Origin of the sequence: Halorubrum cibi, from assembly GCF_900182635.1 — an archaeon.
Classification (GTDB): Archaea; Halobacteriota; Halobacteria; order Halobacteriales; family Haloferacaceae; genus Halorubrum; species Halorubrum cibi.
In genome coordinates this window covers 90,096-102,183 of record NZ_FXTD01000012.1, presented here as the reverse complement: position 1 = coordinate 102,183, position 12,088 = coordinate 90,096, and the positions used below count along the sequence as shown (strand labels likewise).

Here is a 12,088-nt window from a genome sequence, read left to right as displayed (position 1 = left end):
ACGGCAGAGACGTATCTCATCCGCTGGGATGCCAATCTTCCGGGGCGAGAACGTGCTGTTTGCGGTACGGGAACCGAAGCCAATCTGTCACTCATCCCTTCTCGGAAAGCCAGTCGAGCGCTCTCTCGCGCTCGATACTGTCGAAATATCGCATCTCGTCGGGCGCGACCGGCCAGATCGGCCGGATGACACGCCACCAGTCAAAGAGCAGCTTCGCCCACCTCGAATCGCCGACTGCGGCGTACCGGTCAATATCGAAGTCAGGACCGTACCGGAGATCGGGAACCACCCCGTGGAGATGTGTGAGAAACGTCCCGAACGTCCAGTTCGGAACTTCCTCGTACACGTGGATGCGTCCCTGCTGGTCGCTTTTTTCGACGAGTAGCGAGTACAGCTCTCGATAGCCTGCTCTCGTCCCTCGCCCGACGCGAATCGCAACGAGGTTCCCGTTCGTCTCGTCTAACACTTCGAACATTCGATTGGGTGCTGCGTGAGCCATCGTTAGTGGGAGTGATTCGTCGTACCGACAGGGTCGGTATCGGGGTCGGCACGCCCGACGAGCTCGACGGTTGCGTGGTCGATTCTTCGATCCGTGAGATAATCGTGAACTCGCGCCCGGATCTCTCGTTGTTCTTCGAGAGTGGTCGCTGTCTCGGTGAGCCGGACGGTTGCGACGGTGAGTTGACTACACACCTGCCAGACGTGGAGGTCCTCAACTTGGTCGACGCCGTCGAGTGTCGTCAATTCATCCTGAAGCTCTTCTGACGACACCGGGCTCCGTTCCAACAGGATCGAGGTGCTTTCCCGGAGAACGTTCCCGGCCGACGCGAGCACCACCAGCCCGATGACTACGGCCGCCATAGGGTCTGCGATGGGGAGATCGAACACTGCGACAGCGGCAGTCGAGACGATTACCGCAACAGAGCCACCGGCGTCTCCGAGCAGGTGGTAGAACGCGCCCCGTTCGTTGAGGCTCATCTCATCACCTTGTAACACGTACACGGAGCCGATGTTTACCAGCAGTCCACCCGTCGCGATGATCAGCGTCAACTCCGGATTGATCGCTACCGGCTCAAGGAACCGCTGGTAGGACTTCCAGACGATGTATCCGACCATTGGAAGGAGCAAGACCCCGTTCAGGAAGGCCGCAACCGGCTCCAGTCGGTGGAGACCGTACGACCACGCCTCACCGCCCTGGAATCGTTCGGCGGTGTAGCTCGCCCCGAACGCCATCGCGTACGCAAGCATGTCGAACAGCATGTGGAGTGCGTCGCTGATGAGCGCCACCGAACCGAACAGGAGTCCACCAGCCAGCTCGACGGCGAAGCCGACGAAGTTGATAACGGCCACGAACGCCAACCGTCGAGTACTCTGCTCTGTCGTCTGACGCCGGTCCTCGTCGTCGTGCTCGTGCGTATGGAGGGACATCGTCTCGACCAGTGAAGAGTGGTTAGCTGTCGGCCACCGCGTCTCTATCGTCAGTCGCAGGACGGATCCGCGAGAGTCGCATCGCGTTTCCGGTCACCGCGGTCGTCATGCCGGCGTCTCCGGCGAGGACGGCGAGCCAGATCGGAACGTATCCGAAGGGGACCGCGAGCGCCAGTCCAGCCTTCACTCCGAGACTCGCCCAGATGTTCTGTCGGATGACGCCGTTCGCGTCGTTCGCGAGTTCGTAGAGGTACGGGAGCTTCGCGAGGTCGTCGCCCATCAGGGCGATGTCGGCCGTCTCTAACGCGGTGTCCGTCCCGGCCGCGCCCATCGCAACGCCCACCGTCGCCGTCGCGAGTGCCGGGGCGTCGTTGATGCCGTCACCGACCATCGCAACGCCGTCGTACTCGTCGACGAGCTCCTCGATCGCCGTCACCTTGTCCTCGGGGAGTAATTCGGCCTGGTACTCGTCGACGCCGACCTGCTCGGCGATCGCGCGGGCAGTCCGCTCGTTGTCACCCGTCAGCATCACCGTTCGGGCAACACCGAGCTGCTTCAGTCGCGCCACCGTTCGCTTCGCTTCCGGCCGAATCTCGTCGGCAACCGCGATGACGCCTTCGAGTTCGTCTTCGGTCCCAACGAGAACGACGGTCTTGCCTTCTGCTTGGAGTTCGGGAACGGTCTCTTCGAGGAGATCGAGACAGTTGTTCCGGTCACACATCTGCCGGGCTGTCTGTGTCACGACGCCACCGTCGGTCGTCGCGTGAACGTGCGAAAGGTCGAACTCTAACTCCTCAAACAGACCCGGCTTGCCTGCGAAGTGAGGAGTCCCGTCGAGATCGGCGCGAACACCCTTTCCGGTGATGCTCTCGAAGTCATCAACCTCGCGCTCGGCGACCCCTGCGCTGCCGGCTTCGGCGACGATTGCCTCGCCGATGGGGTGTTCACTCCGTTGCTCGAGCCCGCGTGCACACCGAAGTACGTCCTCCTCCGAGTTCCCGTTCAAGGGAACGACGTCGGTGACGGTGAGTTCACCTTTGGTGAGGGTTCCCGTCTTGTCGAACGCGACCACATCGACGCCCCCCATCGCTTCGAGGTGATTGCCGCCCTTGATCAGGACGCCGTTCTTCGCGGCGCTCGTAATTCCCGACACCACCGAGACGGGCGTCGAGATGACGAACGCACACGGGCAGGCCAGGACCAGTAAGGTCAGCCCATAGACGACGGCCGTGGACCAGGTTGTGCCGAGGATATACGGGCTTGCTAGTGTCGTCAGGATGGCGAAGGCGACGACCACTGGCGTGTAGTACGTTGAGAAGCGCTCGACGAACTGCTCGCGCTCGGTCTTGTTTGACTGAGCGTCTTCGACCATCTCCACGATACGCGAGAGCGTGTTATCGCCGGCCTCGGAGGTAACCTCCACCTCGAGATACCCCTCTTCGTTGATCGTACCGGCGTACACCTCGTCGCCAGTCGTCTTGTCGACGGGCACGCTTTCGCCCGTGATAGGCGCCTGGTTGACGGCGCTTTCACCGTCGACGACGCTTCCGTCCATCGGGATTTTCTCCCCTGGCTTGACGACGACGATGTCACCAACAGCGACCTCGTCGACGGGAATCGTCTCCGTGCTCCCATCACGCTTGACGGTCGCTTCATCCGGCGAGAGGTCCATTAGCTCGCGGAGCGAGTTCCGGGCACGGTCCATCGAGTACCGCTCCAGCAGTTCGGCGATGCTGAACAGGAACGCGAGGGTGGCGGCCTCGAAGTAGAGTGCCTCCCCGAAGGCGAGGCTTGCAACGAGTGCTCCGAGGATAGCCACCGACATCAGGAAGTCGATATCGAGGTTCAGATTTCGCGCCGAGTAGTAGCCGTTGCGAAGGATTTCCTGGCCGCCGAAGGCGACGGCGACGAGGAATAGTCCGTCGGCAACGAACAGCTCCGTGCCGAGAAGGCTCGCAATCTCTCCGTTCTGCCCAGTGAGGAAGAATTCGAGGAGCAGACCGAGAGCGACGAACCCACCGCTGATCCACGTCTTGAGTGCCCGCGGACTCACCCAGATGCTCTCGCGTTCCTCGGTCGCGTTCTGACCTTCGGACTCGTCGCTCGAACTGTCTGTAACCTCGTATCCAGCACGTTCGATAGCACTGATTATCTCGGCTTCTCCGGCCTCCGAAGAATCGTACGTGACAACGACGGTTCCGGTCGTTGGCTGAGTTTCATATGCTGTGACTCCGGCTTTGTCGAGTGACTTTTTGATCTTCCCCGCACACGAGGGGCAGTCCATCTCGGGCACCGTAAATTTCGTCGTTATTTCGTCGACGTCCTCAACGGTGTATCCCGCTTTTTCGACCCGATCAGCTATCTCGGTAGCGCTGGTTTGATCGCGGTCGTATGAGACTGTCAACGTTCCCGTCGTCACTTGCGGGTCGAGACTGTTGATCCCGTCCAGTTTTTCGACGCTGTTCTCAACTTTTCCTGCACACGAGGGACAGTCCATCTCCGGAACCGAGAGCTGTGCAACATTCCCTTGTCCGTGTGGTGTGGAGGTGTCATCGACATCCCTTGTATGCTGAGTGGACTCGTGACTATGCTGAGATCCCTCTTCGTGCGTGTGGGTTCGATTCGGTGGTTCGCCACGTTTGTCGTGGGAATTATCGTCAGATGGGGTCATTACTCGCCGGTTGCCGCTACAGATTTATTAAATCTACTGCGATAAAGGCTCCCTATTATGTTAAATATTAATAAAAACTATGTATTGAGATATTAATATCCCCGTCAGATCATCTCACTCGAACTGTCCCGACCATTCCAGAACTCTCATGCGGAATACAACAGTACCCATACGTTCCGGGTTGATCGAACGTGTGCTCGTAGTTCTCCCCCGGGGCGATGAGTCCCTCAGTAACCCGGTTCCTCGCAGCACGCTCTGACTCGAAGCCACCACTTGCGAAGTACACGGCCTCGGCAGGAATCTCGTCTTCGTACGCTGTGACCGTGTGCTGGATGTCGCTCTCGTTCGTCCACGTCACTGTCCCTTCGGTTTCGATCGTCGCAGTCTTCGGCTCGAACGTGTGATCGTCGGGCATCGTGACGGCCAGGCTCGACGATGCCTGCCCGCTCAAACATCCAGCGGTGCTCAGCGTCGCCAAGGCGGCAGTACTGAGTCGCAATACCGTCCGTCGATTGTAGAATTTGAGTGTCATTGGAACAGAGATGGGTGGTGCCTATCAGAGCGCTACGAAGAGGTCGGTCACGTACATCACTCCGAGGCCGAGCAGGAACGCAAGCAGGTTCGTGGCGCTGGCCACGCGACCGCCTGCATCCCGAACCATACCCGCGATCTCCCAGTTGACCTGTAGGATCGCACCAACCCCGATCGCGAGGAAGAAGGCTCCGATCGTCGGCGAGTACGCGAGACTACCGATCCACCCGCCGAGGATGACGGGGGCACCGGCGATGACGCCGAGCGCGGCGAAGTGCTTGAACGACGGGCGCTCTCCGCGGGCGACTGGTGCAACGACGGCCGGGCCTTCCGTCACGTTGTGGAGCATGAACCCGATCACGAGGAACGCACCGAGCGACACACGTCCGAGTGCGAATGAACTCCCGATCGCCAGTCCTTCCGCGAGGTTGTGCAGGCCGATCCCGACCGCGACCAGATAGGCGATCCAGAGACCGCTACTCGCCCGACTGTCACCGGCGGCGACACGGCCTTTGCGCCACGCGCTGATTGCCTGAACGAGAGTGAGCGCGCCGAGGATCCCGAAGACGACCAAGAGGTTGCCCTCGTATGCGCCCGGAACTCGTTGAGCGAGTTCGAACGCCTCGAATCCGGCGTCGAACGCCAAGAAACCGAGGACGCCGGCCGCGAACAAGAGCACGGCGTGCAGCCACCGATCGCTCATCGTCTTGATGTAGGGGAACCACAGCATCCCTAATGCGACCGGGATCACACCGACGAACAGCCCGATGACTGCAAGCGTCCAGAGCAGACTGAGGCTGAATCCGGGTGCCTGACTCGGAGCGACGATCGTATTTTCGAATGTCGCTCCGTCTGAGAGTACGAGGGCGACGTTGAGATCCCACCCCGGATTCCAGTGATACGGGATCACGATCTGTGCGCTTTCCATCGGGGCGAGCGTTTGGTCGCCACCAGTTCCTTCTACCTGAAAATTCCAGTAGGCCTCATCGACGAGGACCTGTGCTATCGTCACGGAATCGGGCCCGTTGTTCGTTACGTGTAACACGACCGTTTCGTCGCTCGGAAGCGTCGTGTGCGTGATCGTCACGTCGGGGAGCGGTTCACCGCTCTCGCTCTGAATACTGGCGAGTGGTGACGTGAACGCGAATACACCCAAGACGAGCACGAGCAACACGATCGGGAGTATCGCGCTGACCCATCGCGGTAGTCCGAGCGGCTGTGTGACCTCGTTTTCAGTAGATACACCACCGTCTGGCGTCGGTTTTTGTGTCTTATCTACCATGTTAGACCACCTCAAAGAAGCTCATCCAGCCGAGTTCGGCGAACTCGGACTGGTGGGCGTGGAACATGTACAGCCCGGGTTCGTGATCCGAGTAGTCGAGCTCGATGATACCGCGTTGCGCCTGCGTCTGCATGATCGTGTCCACGGTCTTGCGCGTCGGTGTCAGCGTAGTCCCGTGGTCATAGTAATCGAAGAACTGCGAGTGCGTGTGGAACGAGTTGATAAGGTCGAACTCAGTCGCATTGGAGAGATACACGCGTTGCCGTTCGTTCTTGTCGATCTGGATGGGACGCTTCGTCTCGCCCGCCGTCCAGTTGCCTGTGCCGTCGGTACTACCGATCCCGTATGCGAACGCCCGTGTGTTCGCCGCGTAGACCTCGTTCCCGCCGTCGAAGTTGGTGTCGAACGAGTTCATCACCATGACCATCTCGTTGACGGCGTCGTTTTCGGCGTACTCGTGGTTCCGGCTCTTCGCCTCTTCGACGAGCTGCTCTCGGAAGTCGTCGGTAATCGGCCCGTGATAGTTGACGTAGTCGCGTGGATTCTCCCTGACGCGTTCGGGGTCCGGATCGACGATGATCGTGCCATAGAGTCCGCGGTGGATGTGCTCTTTAAGCGGGAGCGAGTGGCAGTGATAGAAGTGCGTACCGGCGGGCTGGGCGATCCACTCGTAGGTGAAGGATTCACCCGTATCAAGCACACCGGGGCCGTTCTGGGGAATCCCGTCCATTCGCGGGTTAAGGTTCTTCAGGTGTGGATGAATCGTGTGTGCGTGTCGTCCCAGATTCGTGAACTTCACGCGGATCAGGTCACCTTCGACGGCGCGGATCGTCGGGCCCGGTACCTGGCCGTTGTACGCCCACGCTTGAAACTCGACACCCGGCGCAATCGTGATCGTCGTGTCGACAGCAGTGAACTCGAATTCTCGTACGGTTTGGCCGTCCTCTTCGTAGACCTGTTGGGGAACGTTATCCTGTCCGCTCTCTCCGGTATTGAACGCAGTGAGGAACTCGTGCGGGTCGAAATCCAAATCCTGGTATTCACCTACCGCACCGAAGTTACCGTGTTCACCCTCATCGTCGTGATCGGACGAGGCAGCTGCTCGGGAGCTCCCGAGTCCGACTGCTGCACTCCCGGCAACACCGAGCCCGCCGAGAACCGTGCGGCGACTGACACTCGTTTCACCAGTGAGTGATTCGACCAGTCGCTCTTCAAGTCGTTTTGTGACGTCTGCTGCGCTACTGTAATCTATCGATGGCATGATTTCCTCCGCTGGTCAGGCCTTCGCATACCCATACACACCCATTGGCTCACCCAATACATAAATTAGGCGCATCTAAACTTAGATTGTGTCTAAACTAATGGCCTCACTACTGGAGACTCATCAGTTTAGTTTGAAGACCCAGCGAGCGTTTGAGCGGTTATGGATCGGGCCACTTCCTCTGGGAGTGCAACTCGTTCGTCGGTGCCATCGGGAACAAGCGTCACCATCCCAAATGAGGTGGTCTCAACAATTTCGACTACAGTTGTTGGGGTAATCTCGTGTTCAGACAGGTACCGGAGTAGATCTGGGTCATTGTCTGGCACCCGTTCGATTCGAACCTTGTCGCCGACCTGCTGATCAGCGAGTGTTTCACCGGATTGTAACGGTGAAACGTCCAGATCCGCTGTGGGTATCGGGTCGCCATGAGGGTCAACTGCCGGATTTCCTAGCTGCTCTGCAATTCGGTCGGCGAATTGATTGCTGATATGGTGTTCGAGGCGATCTGCTTCGTCGTGTACTTCGGCCCAATCATACTCGAGGCGCTCCGTCAGGTATCGTTCTAATAGCCGATGATGCCGAATGATTTCGAGCGCGACAGGAATTCCAGTGTCTGTGAGTACAACGCCCTTGTAGGGTTCGTAATGGACAAAATCGCGCTTGGCCAATTTTTTCACCATACTGGTGACTGACGGTTGTTCTACGCCCATATGCTCAGCGAGCGTCGAGGTCCGCACCCGTTCATCCATTTCGTCCTGAAGGTAATAGATCGCTTTGAGATAGTCCTCCATGATGGCGCTCAGCATTAGAGCGAAATTAGACGGGACTAAGTTTATAATTTGCCACGGAATGATTCGTCTTGTCGACAGCTGTGGACGTAAACCTGAGATGGGTCCGGTTATCGCCACGGTCAACACTGGCGCATTGATTTTCCGTATCTTCCTGTTGTGTTACTCACCGACACTCAGAATGACAAACCCAGAGTTGGAACCTTTATATTATAATCACGAAAAATTCGCGATGGAATGTCTGACCTAATCGTCAAAGCAGCCGTGAAGGACGCGCTCTCGGACCACAACGTCTCGGCAGATTTCTACGACGCCCTCGACGAAGAGGTCGCCGAACTGCTCGACGACGCCGCAGAGCGTGCTGAGGCCAACGACCGGAAGACAGTCCAGCCCCGCGATCTGTAGCACCAAACTTCGCGAGCTCACTCGTTACTCGAACGTAGCTTTTTGAGGAACCCATTCAGTATTTCTCAGATTTGAAGAGTCGATATTAGTCTAGTTAATCAACAAAAATCCGCAGTACAACTCTGTTGTTGGTTAAACATCTATGAGCGAGAACCTTCTACAGTCTCAACTACGATCGGAAATCACGCCAATCTACCCGTTAGGAACGACTCAGCTCTCTGTTTCTTTGAGCTCTTCGTACTCTGCTTCACCGTTGAGGATCTGCTCACCGAACTCTGTAAGGCGGTATGCAGGCTCCTCTTCGTGGCGCTCAGCGAGTTCATGATCAACAAATACTGGACAACGCTGAGAGATCCATTGGCGACTGAAGTCCGTATTGATCTCGAGGTTCTTTGCCGTGTGCCAGCCATCGTACTCGCCTAGTTCTTCGAGAATGTATGGGTCGGCAGGTACTGCCCAATTAACTTCCCGATACATGTGGATACCTACACTGTCGTCCGAAAAGATGTATATATCCCCCGATGCGTTTCTTACCTATCTTATCAGATGCTAGAAGATACAAAACGGTTCTCAAGAATACGTTCGTATGTTCAGATTCATATACCCGGTCTGTTTCTGATAGAACGGAACGCTGATTCCACGCATCCGCTACGAGGTCGTGATCTATCGGACAATGGAACAGCTAACCATAGACACGTATGCAAGGATCAGATACCGACTCCCCACAAGAAAAGCCGAAAACCACTGCACGGAGTACTGTTGGACTGAAGCTCCTCTTCACCATCGCAGCCCTTTCGCTTATCGCAGTTGAACCAGCGCTCGCTCAACAAACGTCACAGAGCGCGGTATGCAGCGCTGACAATCTCCCCGGAATGATTGAGGGCTTCTTTCAACTAACTACCGCGCTGGGCATTGTTGGTCTCGCTGTCGTCTGGCAAGCTGACTCTCTCATCGAGATGTTCACGCTCAATCCAGACCAGAAGAAGGGACTCAAGCAGCACAAGCGCTCGGCAATGAAGTCCACAGTGGTTCTCGTTATCCTCGGCCCACTGTACACCGTCGCGGGATCGATGATGGGCCTTCCACTGGCGCAGTGTGTTGATCTGGTCCCCTGGTAAGCCATTCACTTCCCACTCATCGTGAGACCCCTACAACAACGCAAACTAACCGTACTCATCGCAGCCCTCTGCGTGACTAGCCTAGTCACGGGTATCGTCTCGGCGACTCCGCCGCGGCCGGGTACGGAAGACAACGGACTCACTGAGAACGAGTCAGCGACGCTCTGGTCTCACGATGCGGACAACTACATCAGTCAGGAGGAGTACCGCCAGCGCTACGGTGACGAGCGGACGTCGATTCACCAGCTTGCGAACGGGACAGATATTACGTTCAAGCGCCCGCCCGAGACTGCTGCGACGTGGACTCGAAACGATTTTGCGGATCTCGAAGCTGGTGGGTCGGATACGTCCGTCCATCCACCTCACGCATCCCTCGAAGATGGTGTCTTCATCGAGGACGCTCACGCGACAGTGTTCGCGGTTCAGCCGTCGACCCGGGGACACCTCGAATCCGGTGAAAAACCACTGTACATCGCCCCGAATGGCACGATGCGTGGGTTCGTCGATTATCGCGTTCGTATCCCAAACGGGAGCTCTTCGGGGAACAGGACTATCCAGTGGTCGCTCACGAACCACGAGATCGAGGAAGTTCGGTTACAAAACGACGGGGAAACCATCGCGAGGAGCGATGGATCGCACACGCCAGCTATCGACTACCAGATCGACGACGACTGGAGTACAACCCTCACCCTCGAAGCAGAGATCCATGTCCGGCTGAAGAAGACGATCCGGACCGACGCGGTCAACGGAACCAATGTTGATGTCGTCTATCGAGAAGAGACGCGAAACGTCTCGGACTCAATTGACGTTGAGGTCTACGACCTCTCCGCGTACCCCTATTACGCCGAATATCCGAACGGGGATTCCGGCGTTGCTATCTTCCAGTCCCGTCCCTGGCAGGGGTACACGCTTACTGAGGACGGTGACACGAGAGTTCGTGGTGTCTGGCGATTCTACACTGCCCGGGACACCAGCTGGGACGCGCTCGTGCGGTCCAACCGAACCGCTAGTACCGAAGTAGAGTCCGACGCGATCCCCGTGTTCGTCCACGCGTATCCCTCCCGGATTGGACCGCGTGCAGAACCTGTTCGGGATGGCCCGGAGATTGTCGACACGTGGGGGACTGACCGACCCTCTCCGGCGGGGACCATCGGTAAGAACGTCAACATCGAGGTCGTAAATCAGTCCTACACGACGACGTACGGTGTCGCCGTTCGAGCCGAGGCTATCGATCGGGACACCCTCCACGTTGCAGGTATCGTTCGAGGAGTCAACGCGTCGATCGTCGAGCCTGTCGCGGGTTCTGAACGACAGCTCCGTCGTAGTAACCTTACGGCGGAGGTTCTGCAACAGAATCAGTCACAGGCCACGCTCCGAATCGAACTCCGTGACAACGAAACTGGCGCACCGATCATCCTCGACGACAGCAGTCGCTGGTATCCGATTGGGGGAACCACCCGCAACGGATACATCACCATCGCCGGCCAGCAGGTCGAGACCAATGCGTCCGGGGTAGCCATTGTAACCGTCGACGATCCGGGAATCTACACAGCCCGATATCACCCAGGCTCGTGGCTTGGACATGACCCAGCCTATGTGAGTGATACAGCGACTGTCCGTTGGCACCCACTTGGAACCATCAACGGCTGGTTCGCGTTCCTATTCGAGATTTTCTGGCAGTTTATTCCGTTCTTCGTGATGTTCTACGCCGGACATCGTCTCCTCCGGATGCTCGGCCCTGAGGACCTCTTCCAACGAGATCAATGATACGAAACAACCCAATCATCAGCAGACGAAACGTCCTCCGAACAACCGCAGGTGCGGCGCTTGTAAGCGTTACAGGTTGTCTGAATGGCAATGAGGACTCAGGCACTCCCGATGACGGAATTGGCCCAGTAGATGGGCAAGGCCCACTCCAACGGGTCACTGTCGAAGGAACCACGCTCGTGGTCGAACTCTCCTCTGACGCTGACATCGACCAAGTCAACCTCATCCAGCCGAACGGAGAACTCTTCGGAACCCGTGACGTGGCCGCAGGGGCCCAACAAGTCTCGTTTGAGATTGGAACCGCATACGAGCCTGGAGAATATCGCGTAGTCGCACTGAAAGGCGAAGAGACGGTCACAGAGAGTACGACGGATATCGTACCGGAGATTCAGATTCAGGACGTTGGTCTCTACCGGAATAATCCTGACAAGCCGTGGGATGAGGTCTACGGGGAGAGCCCAACTGATGCGAAAAAGAACGGAGAGGCATTTGTTACCGTTCAGAACACCGGAAGTGGACCGGATGCGGTCGTCGAGATGCGATTTACTGGAGACGTTCCTAACCCTGTCGCAGATCCCCGTGGAAGTGGAATCTACGAGAAGGAGAGCGTCGTAGTTTCGGCAGGTGAGAAGGCCGACCTCTTCAGCGACTCGTTCCCGTTTGGTTCAGAAATCGGGGACGAGGGAATGGGCTGTTCGACTGACGGTAATAGTGGGCAGTTCACCATTATACTAGAGACTCGAGTTACAGGTCAGCAAGCCACGAAGGCGTACAACGTAGAATACACCGGCACAGACGAGATGCAAAACTGCGAAATCACGATCAGTGGGGCTTGAC

General features: G+C 57.5%; 12 protein-coding genes. 4 read left to right on the top strand and 8 right to left on the bottom strand.

Annotated features, from left to right (window positions below):
- Positions 1–91 precede the first annotated feature (91 nt).
- The 7 genes from FN829_RS14460 to FN829_RS14430 all read right to left on the bottom strand — a co-directional run bounded on the left by FN829_RS14460 (position 92) and on the right by FN829_RS14430 (position 7,979).
- The gene (locus FN829_RS14460) at positions 92–475 is read right to left on the bottom strand and encodes a SpoIIAA family protein (RefSeq protein ID WP_142987657.1); all 384 of its coding nucleotides are present in this window, start codon (positions 473–475) and stop codon (positions 92–94) included.
- Positions 476–501: 26 nt separating this feature from the next.
- Complete coding sequence (locus tag FN829_RS14455) at positions 502–1,428, bottom strand: cation diffusion facilitator family transporter (RefSeq protein WP_142987656.1); 927 nt, start codon at positions 1,426–1,428, stop codon at positions 502–504.
- 22 nt (positions 1,429–1,450) lie between these two features.
- Positions 1,451–4,099 carry a heavy metal translocating P-type ATPase gene (locus FN829_RS14450; RefSeq protein WP_142987655.1) on the bottom strand — a complete coding sequence of 883 codons (2,649 nt, stop codon included), beginning with the start codon at positions 4,097–4,099 and terminating at the stop codon, positions 1,451–1,453.
- A 109-nt stretch (positions 4,100–4,208) separates the two neighbouring features.
- A complete protein-coding gene (locus FN829_RS14445) occupies positions 4,209–4,631 on the bottom strand; it encodes a cupredoxin domain-containing protein (RefSeq protein WP_142987654.1) in 423 nt (140 codons plus the stop codon).
- A 24-nt stretch (positions 4,632–4,655) separates the two neighbouring features.
- Complete coding sequence (locus tag FN829_RS14440; protein ID WP_142987653.1) at positions 4,656–5,912, bottom strand: ZIP family metal transporter; 1,257 nt, start codon at positions 5,910–5,912, stop codon at positions 4,656–4,658.
- A gap of 1 nt (position 5,913) precedes the next feature.
- Positions 5,914–7,173, bottom strand: coding sequence for a multicopper oxidase domain-containing protein (locus tag FN829_RS14435; RefSeq protein ID WP_142987652.1), 1,260 nt, complete (start codon positions 7,171–7,173; stop codon positions 5,914–5,916).
- 128 nt (positions 7,174–7,301) lie between these two features.
- Positions 7,302–7,979, bottom strand: a complete 678-nt coding sequence (locus tag FN829_RS14430; RefSeq protein ID WP_142987651.1) for a metal-dependent transcriptional regulator — start codon at positions 7,977–7,979, stop codon at positions 7,302–7,304.
- Between the two features lie 219 nt (positions 7,980–8,198).
- Here FN829_RS14430 and FN829_RS14425 point away from each other — a divergent pair, with 219 nt between their 5' ends.
- Positions 8,199–8,366, top strand: a complete 168-nt coding sequence (locus FN829_RS14425) for a DUF1931 domain-containing protein (RefSeq protein ID WP_142987650.1) — start codon at positions 8,199–8,201, stop codon at positions 8,364–8,366.
- A gap of 210 nt (positions 8,367–8,576) precedes the next feature.
- Here FN829_RS14425 and FN829_RS14420 read toward each other — a convergent pair whose 3' ends face one another.
- Positions 8,577–8,843 carry a hypothetical protein gene (locus FN829_RS14420; protein WP_142987649.1) on the bottom strand — a complete coding sequence of 89 codons (267 nt, stop codon included), beginning with the start codon at positions 8,841–8,843 and terminating at the stop codon, positions 8,577–8,579.
- A gap of 221 nt (positions 8,844–9,064) precedes the next feature.
- On the opposite strand from FN829_RS14420, the gene FN829_RS14415 reads away from it, so the two are divergent.
- The 3 genes from FN829_RS14415 (at position 9,065) to FN829_RS14405 (ending at position 12,087) form a co-directional block, all read left to right on the top strand.
- Positions 9,065–9,484, top strand: a complete 420-nt coding sequence (locus FN829_RS14415; RefSeq protein WP_221929849.1) for a hypothetical protein — start codon at positions 9,065–9,067, stop codon at positions 9,482–9,484.
- Positions 9,485–9,556: 72 nt separating this feature from the next.
- Positions 9,557–11,251, top strand: coding sequence for a hypothetical protein (locus FN829_RS14410; protein ID WP_246066549.1), 1,695 nt, complete (start codon positions 9,557–9,559; stop codon positions 11,249–11,251).
- On the top strand, positions 11,248–12,087 hold the full coding sequence (locus tag FN829_RS14405; RefSeq protein WP_142987647.1) for a hypothetical protein: 840 nt from the start codon (positions 11,248–11,250) through the stop codon (positions 12,085–12,087). Before FN829_RS14410 ends, FN829_RS14405 begins: the two co-directional genes overlap by 4 nt.
- Position 12,088: the final 1 nt, after the last annotated feature.

What these genes read in the sequence shown, in the direction of transcription:
- FN829_RS14425 (WP_142987650.1), top strand. Translation starts at nt 8,199, where the DNA reads ATGTCTGACCTAATCGTCAAAGCAGCCGTGAAGGACGCGCTCTCGGAC.
- FN829_RS14450 (WP_142987655.1), bottom strand. Translation starts at nt 4,099, where the DNA reads ATGACCCCATCTGACGATAATTCCCACGACAAACGTGGCGAACCACCG.
- FN829_RS14430 (WP_142987651.1), bottom strand. Translation starts at nt 7,979, where the DNA reads ATGCTGAGCGCCATCATGGAGGACTATCTCAAAGCGATCTATTACCTT.
- FN829_RS14405 (WP_142987647.1), top strand. Translation starts at nt 11,248, where the DNA reads ATGATACGAAACAACCCAATCATCAGCAGACGAAACGTCCTCCGAACA.
- FN829_RS14415 (WP_221929849.1), top strand. Translation starts at nt 9,065, where the DNA reads ATGCAAGGATCAGATACCGACTCCCCACAAGAAAAGCCGAAAACCACT.
- FN829_RS14435 (WP_142987652.1), bottom strand. Translation starts at nt 7,173, where the DNA reads ATGCCATCGATAGATTACAGTAGCGCAGCAGACGTCACAAAACGACTT.
- FN829_RS14460 (WP_142987657.1), bottom strand. Translation starts at nt 475, where the DNA reads ATGTTCGAAGTGTTAGACGAGACGAACGGGAACCTCGTTGCGATTCGC.
- FN829_RS14440 (WP_142987653.1), bottom strand. Translation starts at nt 5,912, where the DNA reads ATGGTAGATAAGACACAAAAACCGACGCCAGACGGTGGTGTATCTACT.
- FN829_RS14445 (WP_142987654.1), bottom strand. Translation starts at nt 4,631, where the DNA reads ATGACACTCAAATTCTACAATCGACGGACGGTATTGCGACTCAGTACT.
- FN829_RS14420 (WP_142987649.1), bottom strand. Translation starts at nt 8,843, where the DNA reads ATGTATCGGGAAGTTAATTGGGCAGTACCTGCCGACCCATACATTCTC.
- FN829_RS14455 (WP_142987656.1), bottom strand. Translation starts at nt 1,428, where the DNA reads ATGTCCCTCCATACGCACGAGCACGACGACGAGGACCGGCGTCAGACG.